This is a genomic window from Lysobacter sp. GQ73 (assembly GCF_059758755.1).
Genome location: NZ_JCAXEE010000001.1, coordinates 728,221 through 747,197 on the forward strand (window position 1 = coordinate 728,221; position 18,977 = coordinate 747,197).

An 18,977-nucleotide genomic window follows, 5' to 3' on the forward strand; every position below is an offset into this window, starting at 1 on the left:
GCGCATGCGTTCGGTGTGAAGGCCCCAGCGGCCGTTCGCGGCGGCCGCTGGCGCTGCAGCTCAGACCTCCGGCCGCAGCCCAGGCATCTGCCGCAGATCAAGCATCCAAGGTGGCGCCGCCGTCCACGCGCAGGTCGTGCAGGGTGATATGCCGCGCCCGGTCCGAAAGCAGGAAACAGACCGCTTCGGCGACATCGTCGGGGTCGGCGATGCGACCGAGCGGAATGCCCAGGCGGAAACGACCGGCGGCGCCATGCAGGATCTCGCGGCGCGCCGCGTCGTCGCGGACGTAGGCGCGCTGCATCGCGGTGTCGGTCGAGCCCGGCGAGACGATGTTGCAGCGCACGCCCTTCGGCGCCAGCTCCAGCGCCAGGCAGCGCAAGTACTGGCTCGCCGCCGCCTTGGACGCGGCATACGCCGACATGCCGCAGCGCGGCGCCGAGGCCGCGTTCGAGCCGACCAGGACGATGCTGCCGCCGCCGCGTGCGACCATTCGCCGCGCGACCGCCCGGGTGGTCGCGAACACGGCGCGGGCGTTGACCGCCATGCACGCTTCCCAGTCGTCGAGGTCGAGCTCGAGCGTTTCGCCGACCCGCAGGATGCCGGCGACATGGGCCAAGTGTTCGATTCCGCCGAAACCCGCTTCGATCTCGGCCACCGCCATATCGACCGCGGCGACATCGGCAAGATCGAGAACGATGGCGTGGACTTGCACGCCCTGGCCGCGCAACCGTGCGGCCAGGGCCTGCAGCGAATCGGCGTCGCGATCGATCAGGGCCAGCCGCGCGCCCTCCCCCGCCAGGCGTTGCGCGGTCGCCGCGCCGATGCCTTGGGCGGCGCCGGTCACCAGCACGGTGCGGCCGGCGAAGTCGCCGGGTTTCGCTACGACAGCGCTCAAACCGCGGCCTCGTCGAAGGCGTCCATGATCCGATGCCGTTCGTCGTGGTAACGGTCTTCGTCCCAGCGGTCTTTCCAGTACGGCACCGCGTACATCATCCGCCGCGGCACGCCGCGCTCGGCGGCGAGAAAATCGCGGATCGCCACCACCTGGGCGCTTTCGCCGGCCAGGGTCACCGATACGCTCTCGGCCTCGTTCCAGGGCAACCGGCGCACCGCCTCCAACAACAGGCGGCTCGCACCGGCGGCGGCGCCGTGGCGCGACAGCCATTGCGCGTTCACGCGCGGGTGCGGCGGCAGCGGCTGCACTTCGCTCGCATCCGGCACTTCTATCAGCACATCGACTTGCGCCGTGGCCGGCAACTTGGCGATCACCGCGCACAGCAACGGATAACTGCTCGGGTCGCCGATCAGCAGAAAACGTTGCGCATGGCCCTGGATCAGATCGGGGCCGCCGGGGCCGGCCAGGCCCAACGGGTCGCCGACGCTGGCGCGCAGGGCCCAGCGCGAGGCCGGGCCGTCGTCGCCGTGCAGGACGATGTCGACGTCGATTTCGTTCGCGTCCGGGTCGATGCGCGCCACCGTATAGGTACGCACGTGCGGACGCGGCGCGTGCTCGGGCCAGGCCGGGCCTCGTTCGCCGATGCCCGGCAGCAGCGGCGTCTCGCCGGCCGCATCGGGAAACCACAACTTGATGTGCGCGCCTTCGCTGCCGCCCGGGAACCCGGCCAGGTCGTCGCCGCCGAGGGTGAAGCGGCGCATCTGCGGGGTCAGCTCGACCGTGCGCAGCACCCGCAGCAAGCGCGGGCGCGGGCGCGGGCGTGCGGCGCTCATGCCGCCTCCGCCGCGGGCGACAGGGCGAACCGTCCGGCGAGTGTCGCGATAGCGATCGCGGGCTCGGCGATCACCGCATCGAGCAGCTCGCACAGCGCGGCGTGGTGCGCCTGCAGGGTCGTCGCATCGTAGGCCCGCGGATTGGCCTCGATGTCGAAGCGGATGCCGTCGGCCATCGGCGAGACGGTGATGTCGAGGTCTTCGACCGAGCCGACCGAGATCGGATGGGCGCGGCTGTGCAGGCCCTCGAACACGAAGCCGCGGTCGAACGGCATCAGGTTGACGACCGGGCCGTAGAGTTGCGCGTGGCCGTCGGCCAGGCCGAGGTCGCGGCGCATCCACTCGTAGTTGTAGCGCTGATGGCGGCGCAGTGCGCGCAGTTCGGCGGCCACTGCGCGGACCAGGCCGTCGAAACCCTGCTGCGGGTCGATGCGCAGGCGCAGCGGCACCACGTTCATCGCCATGCACGGCACCGCAAGCGCCGGCGTGCCGAGCCGGTTCATCACCAACAGGCCCAGGCTGAGGTCGCGGGCGCCGCTGCGCGCATGCAGCCAGGCGAAGATCGAAGCGATCAGCCAGGCCGCCCAATCGACGCCGAGCCCGCGCGCCGCCGCCTGCCAACGCGCGTACTCGGCCGGCGCCAACAGGCTGCGTTGCGAATGCGAGCTGTCGCCGGGCGCGCACTTCGGGCCCAGGGTGACCGGCTCGCCGACGTCGCCGAAGCGCTGGGTCCAGTAATCGCGGTCGGCGAGGTATCGCGGCGAGGTGCGATAGCCGGCCTCCTCGGCGACGGTCGCGGCCAAGGACCAGTCGCGTGGCGGCGCCGCCGCCCGCCCGCCGACCTGCGCCGAATACAACTCGGCGACGCGATGAATCAGCAGCAGATAAGCGAAGCCGTCCAGGGCGATATGGTGGGCGCGCAGATACCACAGGTGGCGATCTTCGCCCAGCGCGATCAGCGCCGTCGCGAACAAGGGCCGCCGGGCCAGGTCGGCGCTGCGCTGCAGGTCCTCCTGCATCCAGGCGCGGGCTTGGCGCCAGGGCTCCTCGCAGTGCGAATGATCCAGCCGCGCGATCGTCACCGGCCGGGACGGGTCCAGGCTTTGCACGACCTCGCCGTCCTGCTCGCGGTAACGCATGTGCAGGGCGTCGCAGGCCGACAAGGTCTCGCGCACCGCGGTTTCCAGCGCGGCGAGGTCCAGCGGGCCGCGCAGTTCGATCGCTTCGGCGGTCCAGAACGAGGGGCTGTCGGGGTCGAGCCGTTGCCCGGCCCACATGCCGTACTGCGGGCCGGTCAACGGCAAGGCATCGCGGTTCGGTTCCATCAGGCCGCCCGTCGCGATTCGATCAACTGCCACCATTCCGAGACGCTGCCGCGTTCGGCCAATTCGACCAGGCCGATGCGCTCGCCGCGGCTCGACCAGCGTTCGAGCAAGGTCATCAAGCGGATCGAGTCGAGGCCGGCCTCGAATGGATTATCGGAGTCGGCGATCTCGGCCAGCGGCACCTCGATGATCTGCGCCAGCTCGGTGCGCAAGGCGATCAGGCTGCGCGGCAGGCCCAGGCCGGTGCCGAGCGCGTCGATGCAGGCGGCGCGGTCGAGCACCACGCCGCAACGGCGCGACACATAGTCCAGCGCCAGCGCATGTTCCTCGGCCGAGAAGTCGGCGACCGCATCGGCGACCAGGAACGGCTGGATATCGTGCATGAAGGCGTCGGCGACGGTCATCATGCAGCCGATGTGGGCGTAGACGCCGCAGACGATCAGCTGGTCGCGGCCCTGCTCGCGCATGCGCTCGCGCAGGTCGCTGGAAACGAAGGCGCTGTAGCGCCATTTGGTCAGCACCACGTCCTGCGGGCGCGGCGCGATTTCCGGCGCGACCGGCGCCAGCTCGGGCCTGGCGGTGATGCCCGGGCCCCACCAGGGCTGCAGCAGGCCGCGTTGCAGCGCGCTCTGCTCGGTCGGCTGCGCGGTATAGACCACCGGCACGCCGGCATCGTCGCAAGCGTCGCGCAAGGCGCGGATGTTCGCCAGCAGATCCGGCACCGGCGCCCGGGCGCGGTCGTAGAAAGCGAGGAAGTACTCCTGCATGTCGTGGATCAGCAGCACCGCGCGGGACGGGTCCGGGCGCCAGTCGACGCGGTTGGCGGGCAACCGGGCGGCGCCCGGCATGGGATAGGCAGCGATGGTCGGAATCGTCATGACAGCGTTTCGGCGAGAAGTGATTGGGTGGGAACCGAGGCGGCGTCCGGCGGAGCGACGAAGCGCATGCGCAGGAGTTTCTTGTCGATCTTGCCGACCGCGGTGCGCGGCAGGCGTTCGATCGGCTCGATGCGGTCGGGAATCTTGAACGCGGCGATGCCGCGGTCGCGCAGGAAGCGCTGCAGCTCGCGCGGGCTCGGCGCCGGCTCGCGCAACACCACGAAGGCGCAGGACTTTTCGCCGAGCCAGCGGTCCGGCATCGCCACCAATGCGGCATCGAACACCGCCGGATGCGCGAGCAGATGGCTCTCGACTTCCTCGGCGGCGATCTTCTCGCCGCCGCGGTTGACCTGATCCTTGGCTCGGCCTTCGACGATCAGATGCCCCGAGGCCAGGCGCCGCACACGGTCGCCGGTGCGGTAGAAACCGTCTTCGGTGAAGGCGCGGGCGTTATGCGCCTCGGCGCGGTAGTAGCCGCGGATCGTGTACGGTCCGCGGGTCAGCAGATGGCCGGTTTCGCCCTCGGCCACCGGCCGATCGTCGTCGTCGACGATGCGGATTTCGTCGTCGGCGCTGATCGGGCGGCCCTGAGTGCTCAGCACCAGTTCCTCGGCATCGTCGTCGCGGGTGTAGTTGACCAGGCCTTCGGCCATGCCGAACACCTGTTGCAGGCGGCAGGCGAACGCGCCCGGCACCCGTCGTGCGACCTCGTCGGCCAAATGCGCACCGCCGATCTGGATGCTGCGCAGGCTGGACAGGTCGTAGCGTTCGCGCGCGCGCGACTCCAGCCAGGCCAGGGCCAGCGAGGGCACCAGCGAAGTCAGGGTCACCCGTTCGGCGGCGATCAGGCCGAAGCAGACATCCGGCTCGGCCTGGCGTGCGAGCACCACCCGGCCGCCGACCTCGAACACCCCGAGCGCACCGGGCGAACTCATCGGAAAATTGTGCGCGCACGGCAGCACGCACAGATACACGCAGTCCCGGTCCAGGCCGCAGATCTCGGCGCTGGCGCGGATGCTGTACAGATAATCGTCGTGGCTGCGCGGAATCAGCTTCGGCACTCCGGTACTGCCGCCGGACAGCTGCAGGAACGCGATCTCGCTCGCGGCCGGTCCGGGCTGCTCGATGGGCGTGTCGTACAAGGAGTCGAAGGCGTGGAATTCCTGCGCCTCGCCGACCACGATCACCTCGTCCAGGCATTGCTGCGAGGCGCGCACCTCGCGCATCAGTTCGCGGTAGTCGAAACCGGCTTCGCGGTCGGCGATCACGCAGGCCCGGGCCTGGGTGTGCTCGACGAAATAAGCGATCTCCGAGCGGCGATGCGCCAGCAAGGCGAACACCGGTATCGCGCCGATGCGGAACAAGGCGTAGCAGGCGACGTAGTACTCGCCGAGGTTCGGCAGTTGCAGCACGACCCGGTCGCGCGGGCCGATGCCCAGGCGGGTCAAGCCGGCGGCGAAGCGACGGATTTTGTCGTCGAATTGCGCGTAGCTCCAACGCCGCTCGCCGCAGACCACCGCGATGCGCTCGCCGTGCTCGGCGACGACCTGGGCCAGGCGTTGATACAGGCCGATCCCGGCCCAGTAGCCGAGCGCGCGGTAACGCTCGGCGAACTCCCGCGGCCACGGCGTGCAGCCCTCGAGCAAATCCATGCCGCTCATGCCCTGCCCTCCGCGCCGCTCGCCTCCACCGCCTGCGCCAGCCCCATCGCATTGAGCATCGTGCCGAGCTTGGCGGTGGTCTCGGCCAGTTCGGCATCGGGTTCGGAGCCGGCGACGATGCCGGCGCCGGCGAACACCGTCGCACGGTCTTCCTCGACCATGGCGCAGCGGATCGTCACCGCCCACTCGCCGTCGCCTTCGGCGTCGCACCAGCCGACCAGGCCGGTGAACAGGCCGCGGTCGTAGCCTTCCAGTTCGTGGATCACGCCGCGCGCCGGCTCGGTCGGATAGCCGCAGACCGCCGGGGTCGGGTGCAAGGCCAGCGCCAGGCGCAGCGAGTTCGTATTCGGATCGATCAACTCGCCGTCGACCACGCTGGACAGATGCCACATGGTCGGCGTCGCCACCAGCGACGGTGTCTTCGGCACCCGCAGAGTCCGGCAGTACGGGCGCAGGGCGGCGGCGACCGCATCGACGACCAGGGCATGCTCGTAGCGGTCCTTGGCCGATTCGAGCAGGCCGCGCGCACGGCGCTGGTCTTCCTCGGCATCGGCGACGCGCGGGATCGAACCGGCCAACGGGTTCGACACCACCCGGGTGCCGCGCTTGGACAGCAGCAGCTCCGGGCTGGAGCCGATCAGACAGGCCTTCGGCCCGGCCGCGCCGGCCAGATCCATCGCGAAGGTGTAGGCGCCGGGCGCCCGCGTCAGCAATTGCGCGAGCAACTGCGGCACGTCGACCCGTGCAGCGATGCGCAGGCTGCGCGACATCACCACCTTGCTGATGCCACCGTCGTGGATGCGGTCGAGGGAGCGCTCGACGTTGCGCTTGAACTGCGCGGGCGCCGGCACCGACTCGACCCGCGGCGCGGACTTCTGATCCGGCGGCAGCGAACTCAAGGCGGCGCCGCGATGACGCGCACGTCCTACGGCGAACGCAGCCTGCGACGGCACCCACAGGCAGGACGCTTCCGAGGCGCTGAACGGCACCGCGCCCATCAACGGCAGGCGCCCGATATCGACGGCCACCCGCGCCAGCAAGCGCTCGGATTCGCTGGCCAGGCCGGCGTCGATCGAGTGCACCAGAGTTTCCAGCACGCCGCGCGCATGCAGTTGATGCGTCGCCGACGAGAACAACGAATCGTGCGCCAGATAGCTCGACAACAACGCCGGCGTCGCCGGCGAGCGTGCGCCGTGGCTGGGCGCTTCCACCGCCGCCAGGGCAAGCGTTTCGCCGCTCATCGCCCGCCTCCCGCCCGCATGGACACGGCATGGCAAGGGACGAAAACGAACCGTCGCGACGACGCGGCAGACGATCGGACACGGGGGGACGCGCAAGCCGCGCCTCGGTATACGTTCACTGTGATTACCTGCAGGCTCTGGATGGGATCGAGCTTGCGGGCAGGAACGCCGGCTGGCTGAATGATGACGGGCATCGTGCCCGTCATGGAATCGTCGTGCGCCGGCGAGTCGCCGGCTGCGGATTAAAGTACGCCGGGCCACCTGCGTTGGCAAGGTGGGTTTGCGATCGCATCGTCCACTTTCGGCGTCGCCGCATATGAAAAGCGGCGTACTGCGCACGCTTTCACACGATCCGGCGCAGCTGCGCGTCGCACGGCGGGAATGCCGGCCTGCGACGCGCGTCACAACCGGTGCGCCTCGGTGTTCTCCGTCGACGATCCTGGTCATGGATGTTGTCGATCAGCACGTCGACGTTCGCCGCCGGCGGACCCGGCATCAGCGCGTACATCTGTTTGACCGCGTGCAGCCGAGCTCGTGGAAGGCGCTGAACGGAATGCCGGCACGCGTGCGAGATTCATGATCGGCTCCAGCCGCGATAAGACTCTAAGGTCTCTGGATGCCCGCCTTCGCGGGGGTGACGATGGGAGCAACGTCGGCTGCCCGAATGATGCGGTTCACATGCGTCGAGGCTGCTCGCTTCTGCCCCTCCTCCCCGCGCTGGCGGGCTCCAAGGCCTCACCGCGACATCGTTCACCAGCCTTTGCCCTCCCATCTGTACACGGGCGACGGCAGACATGCCGCGGCAGGAAACCCGGCGATACCGGATAATCCCCGCCGGTTCGCCGTTCCGTCGCCTGCGCATGCCTGTCTTGCACCGTCTGCTGCTGTTGTTCGTCCTCGCCACCGCCGGTCCGGCCGGCTACGCGGCCGTGCGCGAGGTCACCCTGCCGGAGCGCTGGGTTCATGGCGCGCCCGGCGAACCCAGCCTGCAGGTGCACGAGGCCGCGCCCGGGTTCTGGATCCTGCGCCAGTCCAAGACCAGCAATTTCGAAGCGCCGTTCCTGTACCTGTTGGCGGGCGATCGACGGGCCTTGCTGCTCGACTCCGGCGCGGAACCCGGTGCCGGCAGCGAGCTGCCCCTGCGCGCGACCGTCGATCGCTTGCTCGGCGAGTGGCAGCGCCGGCACCGGCTCGACACCCTGCCGCTGGTGGTCGCGCACAGCCACGCTCATCGCGACCACGTCCATGGCGATGCCCAGTTCCGCGACCGTCCCGACACCCAGGTGGTCGGCACCCGGCCGCAGCAGGTCGCCGCGTTCTTCGGCCTCGACCGCTGGCCCGAGGGCGAGGCCGGCTTCGACCTCGGCGGCCGCGCGCTCACCGTGTTGCCCTTGCCGGGCCATGAGCCCGCGCACATCGCGATCTACGATGCGCAAACCGCGAGCCTGTTCAGCGGGGACAGCCTGTATCCGGGTCTGCTGACCGTACGCGACTGGCCCGCCTATCGGGCCAGCGCGGCGCGCCTGGCGTCCTTCGCGCAACGCCACCGCGTCGAGCGCGTGCTCGGCGCGCACATCGAGATGAGCGCCCGACCCGGCCAGTTTTACCCGCTCGGCAGCGCCTATCAGCCCGACGAACGCGCGCTCGCCCTCGATGCCTCGAGCCTGGCGCGATGGCAGCGGGTCTGCGCCGGGCTCGGCGATTTCCTCCATCAAGAAGTGGACGACGAGTTCGTCCTGGCGCGCATCGCTCAACCCGGCGAGTTCGCCGACCGACCGAACACCCACGGCATGCTGGTCGTCGGCACCGATGTGGTCTATCTCTCGCACCTGCCGATGTTCCATCGCCCGCACGATTACCAGTTGATCTTCGAGGGCGGCCTGCCCGATGCAGCGCTGCAGCGATACCGCGCCGATGCCAACTCGCATCCGGGCGAGTACTACACCCTGGCGCCGAGCGAACGATGGGTCCTGCCCGATACCATCCGTCGCGACGGCCGTTTCAAGGCGGATCTGTACCGCGGCCATTTCGAACGCGGCGGGACGCGGATCCTCACCGGCATCGAGGTCGAGGTCGGCCGGATCGTGCACTTCCGCCGTTTCGAGCCCGGACGCAAGCCGCAGCCGCGGCAATGGATCGCTTTCGGCCGCGGCCGCGAGCACTTCGTCGCTCATCGGATCGAAGGCGCGCCCGACATGGACCAGGTCGTGCAGGTGGCGACACCGCACGGCGAAGGCGAGCGCGTGATCGCCGAACCCCGCGCCGCGGCGAGCAGCGGCGAGCTCAAGGCCGGCGACCGCATCGGCGGCGCGACGGTCGAGCGCGTGCTGTATACCGAGTACAGCGACCTCGCCCGCTGAGGTTATGGGTTCGCCGCGCGGCAACCTTCCCATCGTGTCGGCCGCGGCTCTCACGAACGGTTAACGCGGCGATACCGAAAACCGTTGAAACTGACGCGCCTCCTGCCCCATCCTGTACCGTCTCCGGTCCGACGCTCCATGGCCTATTTCCCGCTCCTGCTGCGCCTGCTGCTGATCGTCGCGATCAGCCTCAACGGCTATGCCGCGGCCGCGATGTCGGTGGGCGGTGCCCATGCCATGCATGCCGGTATGACGAGCATGGCCGGGCCGACGATGGCGATGAACGCTCAGCCGGATACGATGGCGGACGTCGAACCTGGCATGACCATGAATGGCGATTGCCATGAGATGGACGGGGAAATGGACGAGACCCCTGCCCTCGCCGCGCAGCCGCAAGCGCCGGCCGCGCCGGACCCGACACCCGACGAGGACTGCTGCGGCAAGTACCGCTGCCAGTGCGACTGCCTGCAGGCGGTCGCGATCGTCCGCATCGCCTTGCCGATAGCGCCGCAGCTGTCCGACAGCTTGCTGGCCTTGCCGGTCGAAGCCGCCGCGCCCAAGGGCGTGTCGAGCCTGCCGATCCGGCCTCCGATCGCCTGAATCGCTCGGCCGGGGCTGTGCCCGGCCCGTGGCCCGACGCTCGTCGAGCGCGCTCGCCACCCGACCGCGCAAGCCTCTTCCTGGCCGGTTCGACCGGCCGGCACGGATTGCGCGCTTCGCAACACCGTTGCGACTCTTCCGCCAACAGGCAGAACACCATGAACCGATACAACCGCTTCGACGGCGCCGCGCCGATCGATGCCGGCCGCCGCCGCTTCGTCACCGGCCTGGCCGCGGGCGGCCTCGCCGCAGGCAGCGGCCTGTGGCATTCCGCATTCGCCTCGACCGGCCTGGCCGGTACCGCTCAGACCCTGCGCGGCACCGAGTTCGATCTTTCGATCGGCGCCGCACCGGTCAATTTCACCGGCCGCACGCGCCCGGCGATCACTGTCAACGGCACCCTGCCGGCGCCGATCCTGCGCTGGCGCGAGGGCGACACCGTCACCTTGCGCGTCGCCAACCGCCTGGCCGAGGGCATGTCCTCGATCCACTGGCACGGCCTGATCCTGCCGTCCAACATGGACGGTGTGCCGGGTTTCAGTTTCGACGGCATCCATCCCGGCGAGACCTATACCTATCGCTTCCGGGTCGGCCAGTCGGGCACTTACTGGTACCACAGCCACTCGCTGTTCCAGGAACAGGCCGGCCTGTACGGCGCGATCGTGATCGACCCGCGCGAGGCCGCGCCCTTCCATTTCGATCGCGAGCACGTGGTGCTGCTGTCGGACTGGACCGACCTCGACCCGGGCGCGCTGTTCCGGCGCTTGAAGAAGATGTCGAGCTACGACAACTACTACAAGCGCACGGTCGGCGACTTCATGCGCGATGCGCGCGAGCGCGGCCTCGCCGCGACCCTGCGCGACCGCGGCGAATGGGGCCGCATGCGCATGACCCCGACCGACCTGTCCGACGTCAACGGCCACACCTATACCTATCTGCTCAACGGCGTCGCGCCCGCGGGCAACTGGACCGGCCTGTTCCGTCCCGGAGAGAAAGTGCTGCTGCGCTTCGTCAACGGCTCGGCGATGACCTACTTCGACGTGCGCATCCCCGGCCTGAAGATGACCGTGGTCGCCGCCGACGGCCAGTACATCCACCCGGTCACGGTCGACGAGTTCCGCATCGCCGTCGCCGAGACCTTCGATGTATTGGTCGAGCCCTCGGGCCAGGACGCCTACACCATATTCGCCCAGGACAACGCCCGCACCGGACACGCGCGCGGCACCCTGGCGCTGCGCGACGGCCTGCAGGCCGAGGTGCCGCGCAACGACCCGCGTCCGCTGCTGACCATGGACGACATGGGCCACGGCGGCATGCAGCATGGCGGCATGCACGGCAGCGGCCACGGCATGTCGCAGATGAAGGGCATGGAAGGCGGCTGCGGCGCGAACATGGGCATGGCCGGCATGAATCATTCGGCGCACGGCAGCCCGGCGGGCAAGCCGGCGACGGGCGACGAACGCCTGATCGACATGCGCGCGATGGCGACTTCGGCGAAGCTCGACGACCCCGGCATCGGCCTGCGCGACAACGGCCGCAAGGTGCTGACCTATGCCGACCTGCGCAGCCTGTTCGACGACCCCGACGGTCGCGAGCCCGGCCGCGAAATCGAGCTGCACCTCACCGGCCACATGGAGAAATTCGCCTGGTCCTTCGACGGCCAGAAATTCGAAGGCGCCGAACCGATCCGCATGACCTACGGCGAACGCCTGCGCATCGTGCTGATCAACGACACCATGATGACCCACCCGATTCACCTGCACGGCCTGTGGAGCGACCTGGAGAACGAGCAAGGCGAGTTCCAGGTACGCAAGCACACCATCGACATGCCGCCGGGCACCCGGCGCAGCTACCGGGTGCGCGCCGATGCGCTCGGGCGCTGGGCCTATCACTGCCACCTGCTGTATCACATGGAAGCCGGGATGATGCGCGAAGTGAGGGTCGAAGAATGAAGACCTCGACCGCTTTGCGCGGCTCCGCGCTGACCCTGGCCTTGCTGTGGGCCGGCGGCGTCGGCGCCCAGACGATGGATCGTACCGATCACCGCGCGCATGCCGCGCAGCCCGTCGGCGGCCGGCCCGCGGCCGCGCCCGCCGCGGCCGATGCGAAGGTGCCGGCGGATTCGTCGATGATTCACTCGCCGATGACTCACTCGTCGATGGATCACTCGTCGATGGATCACTCGTCGATGGATCACTCGCAGATGGATCACTCGCAGATGGGCCATGCGACGGCGCAGGACCGGCCGCCGACGCAGGCCCCCGTCGCGTCTCGGCCCGCGGATCATTCCAGGATGGATCACTCGGCGATGGGCCACTCGCAGATGGATCATTCGAAGACGGATCACTCGGGCATGCCCCGCGCGATCGGTGCGCCGCCCGCGAGCGAGCCGCGCGAGCCGATCCCGCCCCCGACCGACGCCGACCGCGCCGCGGCGTTTCCGCCGGTGTCGCACGACATGCGCCACGCCCCGGCGGTCAACAGCTATTTCGTGCTCAACCGCCTGGAGGCGGTCGAGGTCGAACACGGCAGCGCCCATGCCTGGGAGGGCCAAGCCTGGATCGGCACCGATACCGATCGCCTGTGGCTGCGCAGCGAAGGCGAACGCGAACACGGCCGGACCGAGTCGGCCGACCTGGAAGTCCTGTACGGACGCGCGATATCGCCATGGTGGGATCTGGTCGCCGGCCTCAAGCACGACTTCGCACCAGCGGATTCGCAGAGCTGGGCGGCGATCGGCGTGCAGGGACTGTCGCCGTACAAGTTCGAAGTCGCCGCGACCGCCTACATCGGCGAGTCGGGACGCACCGCCTTGAACCTCGAAGCCGAATACGAGTTGCTGCTGACCAATCGGCTGATCCTGCAGCCGCTGGTCGAAGTCGAGCTGTCCGGCCGCGACGATCCGCAACGCGGCATCGGTTCCGGCCTCAGCAGCGTCGAGGCCGGGCTGCGCCTGCGCTACGAGATCACTCGTCGATTCGCGCCCTATGTCGGGGTCGGTTGGGAACACGCCTTCGGCGGCACCGCCGATTACCGCCGCGCTGCCGGCGAACAGGTCGAAGACACCCGCTTGGTCGCCGGCCTGCGGCTGTGGTTCTGAGCGCGCAGCGATCCTGACGGTCCCCGCATGCCAGCGAGCGCGCTCGGCCAACCGCGCCGGGCGCGCCGTCGCAGCGGGCCGGTACGGCCCGGGCTGCAGGCCACCGCGCAAGCCCGCTCCGCAGCCTGGCTGCGGCCTGAAGCTCGGGCGGGTCGCGCCCGCCCCGGCGCTATGGCCTCATCGCGTCGACAGGCTATGATCTTTCCAGGACGAACCGGCTGAGCGAGGAGCATATGTCGATCAATTCCAAGGCCCGCCGCGACGCCAAGAAACGCAAGATCGCCAAGGCCCGCAACGCGCCCCTGCCCGGCCCTAGCATCGAGCCGCACGCCGAATTGCGCGACGCGCAGGGACGTCTGCTCGGCGGCATCGTGCGTCGCGAGGGCGAATGGACGCTCGGTCTCGGCGGCCGCATCGTCGGCGGTTCGGAAAGCGCGGCGCGGGTCCTCGCCCTGCTCGAACGCGCCGCATCGCTGCACCGCGGCGAAGGGCGCGAAGTCAGCCTGGGCTGCTCCGCCGCGCTGCGCACCGCGGCGCAGACCGAAGTGGCCGAACGCGGCCTGAGCTTCGAGGAGTTCCGGGTCGAGCTGGAAAAGGAACTTGCGATCGAGCCGCAGCCGGGATTCGGCGGCCTGCACGAGGCCAGCGAAGTCCGTCACTGAGTTTCCGCGCGGCCTGCCCTGCGGCGCCGGCTTTGCATCGCCTGCTGTGAATCTCACGATCACCCGGCGACGACACCGCAACGGTTCTGCTAGGCGCATGTCGCCCCGGCTCGCCTACCCATGGACCTGAAAAGCGGCTACCCGTTCTGGGCGATCCGCAACGGTCTCATGCATGCGTTTCCACGCTTGGGCGAAGACCTGCGCTGCGAGGTCGCGGTGATCGGCGGCGGCATCAGCGGCGCGCTGATCGCCGACGAACTCGCCGCGCACGGCCACGACGTCGCCGTGTTCGAACAACGCGACGCCGGTTGGGGCAGCACCGCCGCGAGCACCGCCCTGCTGCAATACGAAATCGACACGCATCTGGTCGACCTGTGCCGGCAATACGGCGAGGACCAGGCCGCCCTCGCCTATCGCGCCTGCGCCGAAGCCATCCCGGCGCTGCAGGCGGTCGCACGCGGCTTGCGCGATGTCGACTTCCGTCGCTGCTCAAGCCTGTATTTCGCCAGCAAGCCGGGCCACCTGCCGCTGCTGCGCAAAGAGGCCGCATTGCGTCAAGCGCACGGCCTGCAGTTGCGTTGGCTCGACCGGCAACAACTGGCCGGCGACTACGGGCTGCAGGCGCCGGGCGCGATCCTCAGCGCCTGCGCCGCGTCGGTCGATCCGTATCGATTGACCTTGCGCTTGTTGGCGCGCCTGCAGCGGCGCGGGGTCGGCGTGTACGACCGCACCCGCATCGAGCGACTGCGTGCGACCTCGCGGTCGATCGAACTGCGCACCGAACAGGGCCTGCGCGTTCGCGCCGACCACCTCGTGATCGCGGCCGGCTACGCGGGCCAGCACTGGCTCAAGCAACGCCTGGCGCGCAATCGCAGCAGCTATGCCTTCGTCACCGATCCGCTCGAACCCGAGCAATTGGGGCGGCTCGGCAAGACCCTGGTCTGGGAATCGGCGCGGCCGTATCTGTATCTGCGCGGCACCGGCGACGGCCGCCTCGTGGTCGGCGGCTGCGACGATGCGATCGACCTGCCGGCGCGGCGCGACCGCCGGGTCGAGTCGCGCGCGAGCAAGCTGGTGCGCCAGGTCGGCCGGCGTTTTCCCGGCCTGCAGCTGCAACCGGCCTTCGCCTGGGCCGGCACCTTCGCCGAAACCGCCGACGGGCTGCCCTGGTTCGGCGCGCACCCGCAATACGGCCCGCGCGTGCAGTTCGCGATGGCGTACGGCGGCAACGGCATCACCTACTGCATGATCGGCGCCGGCCTGCTGCGCGCGGCGATCGAGCGCCGGCCGCATCCGCTCGCAAGGTTGTTCTCGTTCGAACGTGCCGGCTGAGGCGACACCGGGCCGGAGACGAAGAAACGGGCCGCGATGCGGCCCGTTTCGTTTTATGCGGCAAGGCTGAAGCGACCGCCTCGGCGGCGGCGCCTGGCCTGGACGATTACGAGCGCACCGGCACCAGAGTGATCTCGACGCGGCGGTTCTGGGCGCGTCCGGCTTCGGTCTCGTTGCTGGCGATCGGACGGGTCTTGCCGGCGCCGGTCAGGATGAAACGGTCGCGCACCAGCCCCTTGGACATCAGGTAATTGCCGACGCTGGCGGCGCGCTGCTCGGACAAACGCTGGTTGACCGCATCGGTGCCGATGCTGTCGGTGTGGCCGGCGACCTCGACGATGGTCTGGTTGTACTCGGTCAGGGTGCTGGCGACGTTGTCGAGCACCGAATAGAACTGCGGATCGAGGTTGGCGCTGTTGAAGGCGAAGGTGATGTTGCTCGGCATGTTCAGGGTGATGTTGTCGCCCTGGCGGACCACGTCGACGCCGGTGCCGGCCATGCGGTCGCGCAGCGCGCGTTCCTGGCGGTCCTGGTAGTTGCCGATGGCGCCGCCGGCGAGGCCGCCGACACCGGCGCCGATCAGAGCGCGCTGGCGGCGTTCGGTGGCGTCGTCGCCGCTGAGCAGGCCGGCCGCGACGCCGGCGAGCGCGCCGATCAGGGCGCCCTTCTGGGTGCGGTTCATGCCGCCCTGCTGTTCCGGCGGCGGGTTCTGGCCCGGATACGGTTGCTGCTGGCCGCCGTAGTAGCCGCCACCGCCGGTGGCGCAACCGGCGAGCAACACGGTCATGCTGGCGGCGGCCAGGGCGAGCTTGATCTGGGTGTTCATGGGGAATCCTCGTCTGTGTTGCGGGGCCCCGACAAGCTAATCACGCCCCCGTCGCGGACGAGTGACGAGAACCGGCCACATTCAGGCCGCAGTCGGCCAAGGTCCACATCCACCGAGCTTGGCCCGATAGCGGGCCGCCTCCGAGGGGCGGTCGGATAGCGGTCCGTACCAGCGGAGTCCGGTCGGACAGCGGCCCGCATCAGCGGACCGGGCGGTCACAGCGCGGGCATCAAGGCGTCGGCGGCCTCGGCATTGAGGGCGACGTCCCAATTGCCCATCAGCGACAGATACAGCAGCTTGTCGAACTCGCTGCCGAAGCGCTGGATCACCGCGTCCGGATCCGGGATCAGCTTGCCGTCGGCGATCAGGCCGAAATGCACGCGCCCGTTGTAGCTCAGGATCGAAATGCCGATCCCGATCGAGCCGGTCTGCGGCACCCAGAACATCATCCCGTCGAGCCGGCAGCCGGCCAGGTACAGCGGTTGCTGCGGCCCCGGCACATTGGTCGCGACCGCCGTGGCCTTGCGGCTGAACAGTTCCAGCGCCAAGCCCTGCACCTGCGCCGGGGCCATGCCGAGCGCAGCCAAAAGCCCAAACGCAACAATGGCTTGGCGCGAATTCTTTAGATTATTCATGCACTCCGCGACGCGTTCCACCCGGCGGATCGGGTTGTCCTCGCCGACCGGCAGGTCGAGGAAGACCAGGCCGAAGTGATTGCCGAGCTTGCGCGCGTGTTCGAGCGGGCGCAGGTTCACCGGCACCGTCGCGCGCAAGGTCAGGCCGTCGACGTTGTCGCCGCGCTCGATCATGTAGCTGCGCAGCGCGCCGGCCGCGGTCGCCATCAAGACGTCGTTGACGGTGCAGTCGCAGGCGCGGCCGACCGCCTTGACCTCTTCCAGGTCCAAGGGCTCGGCCCAGGCCACCCGCTTGCTGACGCCGAGCTTGCCGCGCAGCAGCGACGGCGGGTCGTCCGGCAGCGACAGGGCATGCAGCAGTTCGCGGGCGATCTCGCCGCCCTCCTTCGCCAGCATCGCGGCGAGGGTCGGGTCGCGGTACATCTCCATGCTCTTCTCGACCACCTTGCTGCCGAGCTTCATGTAGCGGTCGACCGCACCGACGCGGCGCGCGACTTCGGCGCCGTCCTGCTTGAGCCAGGCATGGGCCAGGTCGCTGCCCTTGGCCGGTTCGGCGGTCGTGTCGGTCAGCGACAGCAGCACCTGGACCAGGGCGATGCCGTCGGCATAGCTGTGGTGGATGCGCGCGATCAGCGCCGAGCCGCCGTTGTAGCGTTCGACCAGGTGGAACTGCCAGAGCGGCCGGCTGCCGTCGAGCGGACTCGACGCGAGTTGGCTGACGAACCGCTCCAGCCCGCGCTTGCCGCCGCGCCCGGGCAAGGCCGTGTGCTGGACGTGCCAGTCGAGGTCGAAGTCTTCGTCGGTCTGCCAATACGCGCCCGCGGCGGTGTCGACCGCTTTCTGGCTGAAACGCGTATAGGCCAGGAAACGCTGCTCGACCACGCGCTTGAGTGCGTCCAGCGACATCGGCTCGGCGAACATCAGCACGCCGGTGATCATCATCGGATTGGTCGAGCGTTCCATTCGCAGCCAGGCCGTATCGACCCGCGACATCGGCTCGCGACGCGCACGCTTGCGCGATGTTGCCCCCGCTTCTGCTTTGGCCATGCGCCCTCCCAAGCGTCAGCGTCGAGTGAATCACGCTGCCGCGAGCGGCGTCAACGCGAGCCGCGCCGAAGCGGGCGCCGCGCGCGCCCGGCGAGCGCATCCGTGATGCGTGACCTGCGTCGCCACGCACGCGGCCGCACCCTGCCCTCAGTCGCGCAGCTTGCGGTAGGCCTCGAGCGCGTCGTCGCGCCCGGCCGCCAGGTCGACCAGTGGCTGCGGCGGATAGTCGGGCGCATGCCGGCGCAACAGCGCCGCATCGCGCCAGGGCGCGAAGCGCAGCGGCACCGGCAGGCCGGCGAGTTCGGGCACCCAGCGCGCGATGTAGTCGCCGTCGGGATCGAACTTCTCCGATTGGGTCACCGGATTGAACACGCGGAAATACGGTGCGGCGTCGGCGCCGGTGCCGGCGACCCATTGCCAGCCCAGGCTGTTGTTGGCCAGGTCGGCGTCGACCAGGGTGTCCCAGAACCAGCGCGCGCCGTGGCGCCAGTGATAGCGCAGGTGCTTGGTCAGATAGCTCGCCACGATCATGCGCACGCGGTTGTGCATCCAGCCGGTGGCCCACAGCTCGCGCATGCCGGCGTCGACGATCGGAACCCCGGTGCGGCCCTGCTGCCAGGCGTCCAGGCGCGGCTGCGACACGCGCGCCCAGTCGAAATCGGCGAAGCGCGGATTGAAGTTCTGCTCCGGCGTGTCCGGAAAGTGATGCAGCAGGTGGTGAGCGAACTCGCGCCAGCCCAGCTCGCGCACCGCCGAGTCGACGTCGCGGGCGTTGCCGGCGTTGCGCTGCTCGCGCAGCGCTTGCGCCACGCGCCACGGCGCGATCTCGCCGAAATGCAGGTGCGGCGACAGCCGTGAAGTGCCGACCCGGTCGGGGCGGTCGCGTTGCTCGTTGTACCCGCGCAAGGCGCCGTCGGCGAAAGTCTCCAAGGCCGCGTGCGCGCCGGCTTCGCCCGGCGTCCAGTGGTGCCAGAACGGTTCGGCCCAGTCGCGCTCCGGCGCCAGCTTGAGCGCGGCCAGGGGCACGCCGTCCGGCCCTTCGCGGGTGCTCGGCAGCGAGGCCGGCGGCTGCCACAGCGGCTCGTCCCTCCAGTTCGCCAGGGCCGAACGCCAGTAAGGCGTGAACACCTTGAACGGCCCGCCTTGCTTGGTGCGCAAGGTCCACGGCTCGAACATCAGCGCACTGTTGAAGCTTTCGACCTCCAAGCCCATGCCGCGCAGGGTCTGCTTGATCTTGGTGTCGCGGCGTTCGATGTGCGGCTCGTAGCGGCGGTTCCAGAACACCGCCTGGGCGTCGGTGGCGAGGATCAGCGATTGCAGGGTGGCCAGGCTCGGGCCGAAGAAATGGCGCAGGTGCGAGCCGCGTTGGCGCAGGTCTCGGTCGAGCGCGGCGAGCGAGCGATGGCGCCAGGCATCCGAGGCCGCACCGGGACGCCAGCCGGCGTGCTCGTCGGGGGCGTGAATGTAGATCGGGATCGGGGTGTAGCCGGCCTCCAGCGCGGCGCGCAACGCGGGATGATCGGCCAGGCGCAAATCGTTGCGGAACCAGATCAGCGCGGTCGCGTTGGCTTCGGGCATT

The 18,977-nt window shown here is 69.6% G+C and carries 16 protein-coding genes; 6 read left to right on the forward strand and 10 right to left on the reverse strand.

The genetic code is table 11. The annotated features are described in order from the left end of the window. Positions 1-97: 97 nt before the first annotated feature. The 7 genes from AC6CH2_RS02815 to AC6CH2_RS02845 form a co-directional block, all read right to left on the reverse strand. Entirely contained in the window at positions 98-898 is an 801-nt protein-coding gene (locus AC6CH2_RS02815; protein ID WP_498267845.1) for a 2,3-dihydro-2,3-dihydroxybenzoate dehydrogenase, read from the reverse strand. Beyond that, entirely contained in the window at positions 895-1,731 is an 837-nt protein-coding gene (locus AC6CH2_RS02820; RefSeq protein ID WP_498267846.1) for a siderophore-interacting protein, read from the reverse strand. The genes AC6CH2_RS02815 and AC6CH2_RS02820 overlap by 4 nt, the downstream gene beginning before the upstream one ends. Beyond that, on the reverse strand, positions 1,728-3,056 hold the full coding sequence (locus AC6CH2_RS02825) for a condensation domain-containing protein (RefSeq protein WP_498267847.1): 1,329 nt from the start codon (positions 3,054-3,056) through the stop codon (positions 1,728-1,730). Before AC6CH2_RS02825 ends, AC6CH2_RS02820 begins: the two co-directional genes overlap by 4 nt. Continuing rightward, positions 3,056-3,934: an isochorismatase family protein gene (locus AC6CH2_RS02830; protein ID WP_498267848.1), complete on the reverse strand. Its 879-nt coding sequence runs from the start codon at positions 3,932-3,934 to the stop codon at positions 3,056-3,058. The genes AC6CH2_RS02825 and AC6CH2_RS02830 overlap by 1 nt, the downstream gene beginning before the upstream one ends. Continuing rightward, positions 3,931-5,595, reverse strand: coding sequence for a (2,3-dihydroxybenzoyl)adenylate synthase (locus AC6CH2_RS02835; protein ID WP_498267849.1), 1,665 nt, complete (start codon positions 5,593-5,595; stop codon positions 3,931-3,933). The genes AC6CH2_RS02830 and AC6CH2_RS02835 overlap by 4 nt, the downstream gene beginning before the upstream one ends. Continuing rightward, positions 5,592-6,836 carry an isochorismate synthase gene (locus AC6CH2_RS02840; RefSeq protein ID WP_498267850.1) on the reverse strand — a complete coding sequence of 415 codons (1,245 nt, stop codon included), beginning with the start codon at positions 6,834-6,836 and terminating at the stop codon, positions 5,592-5,594. The genes AC6CH2_RS02835 and AC6CH2_RS02840 overlap by 4 nt, the downstream gene beginning before the upstream one ends. Positions 6,837-7,179: 343 nt before the next feature. Next, the gene (locus tag AC6CH2_RS02845) at positions 7,180-7,344 is read right to left on the reverse strand and encodes a hypothetical protein (protein ID WP_498267851.1); all 165 of its coding nucleotides are present in this window, start codon (positions 7,342-7,344) and stop codon (positions 7,180-7,182) included. Positions 7,345-7,696: 352 nt separating this feature from the next. Here AC6CH2_RS02845 and AC6CH2_RS02850 point away from each other — a divergent pair, with 352 nt between their 5' ends. The 6 genes from AC6CH2_RS02850 (at position 7,697) to AC6CH2_RS02875 (ending at position 14,890) form a co-directional block, all read left to right on the forward strand. Then, complete coding sequence (locus AC6CH2_RS02850; protein WP_498267852.1) at positions 7,697-9,196, forward strand: MBL fold metallo-hydrolase; 1,500 nt, start codon at positions 7,697-7,699, stop codon at positions 9,194-9,196. A gap of 84 nt (positions 9,197-9,280) precedes the next feature. Beyond that, positions 9,281-9,796: a CopL family metal-binding regulatory protein gene (locus AC6CH2_RS02855; protein WP_498267853.1), complete on the forward strand. Its 516-nt coding sequence runs from the start codon at positions 9,281-9,283 to the stop codon at positions 9,794-9,796. 158 nt (positions 9,797-9,954) lie between these two features. Beyond that, positions 9,955-11,748, forward strand: coding sequence for a copper resistance system multicopper oxidase (locus tag AC6CH2_RS02860; RefSeq protein WP_498267854.1), 1,794 nt, complete (start codon positions 9,955-9,957; stop codon positions 11,746-11,748). Beyond that, positions 11,745-12,896, forward strand: coding sequence for a copper resistance protein B (locus AC6CH2_RS02865; RefSeq protein WP_498267855.1), 1,152 nt, complete (start codon positions 11,745-11,747; stop codon positions 12,894-12,896). Before AC6CH2_RS02860 ends, AC6CH2_RS02865 begins: the two co-directional genes overlap by 4 nt. 233 nt (positions 12,897-13,129) lie before the next feature. After that, entirely contained in the window at positions 13,130-13,558 is a 429-nt protein-coding gene (locus AC6CH2_RS02870; RefSeq protein ID WP_498267856.1) for a hypothetical protein, read from the forward strand. Positions 13,559-13,678: 120 nt separating this feature from the next. Beyond that, positions 13,679-14,890 (forward strand): NAD(P)/FAD-dependent oxidoreductase, encoded by a 1,212-nt coding sequence (locus tag AC6CH2_RS02875; RefSeq protein ID WP_498267857.1) that lies wholly within the window; start codon positions 13,679-13,681, stop codon positions 14,888-14,890. Positions 14,891-14,996: 106 nt separating this feature from the next. Here AC6CH2_RS02875 and AC6CH2_RS02880 read toward each other — a convergent pair whose 3' ends face one another. The 3 genes from AC6CH2_RS02880 to AC6CH2_RS02890 all read right to left on the reverse strand — a co-directional run bounded on the left by AC6CH2_RS02880 (position 14,997) and on the right by AC6CH2_RS02890 (position 18,976). Beyond that, a complete protein-coding gene (locus AC6CH2_RS02880) occupies positions 14,997-15,716 on the reverse strand; it encodes a YiaD family glycine zipper/OmpA-like lipoprotein (RefSeq protein ID WP_435393861.1) in 720 nt (239 codons plus the stop codon). Between the two features lie 215 nt (positions 15,717-15,931). Next, complete coding sequence (locus AC6CH2_RS02885) at positions 15,932-17,398, reverse strand: WS/DGAT/MGAT family O-acyltransferase (protein ID WP_435393862.1); 1,467 nt, start codon at positions 17,396-17,398, stop codon at positions 15,932-15,934. Between the two features lie 147 nt (positions 17,399-17,545). Continuing rightward, positions 17,546-18,976 (reverse strand): cryptochrome/photolyase family protein, encoded by a 1,431-nt coding sequence (locus tag AC6CH2_RS02890; RefSeq protein WP_498267858.1) that lies wholly within the window; start codon positions 18,974-18,976, stop codon positions 17,546-17,548. Between the last annotated feature and the right edge of the window lies 1 nt (position 18,977).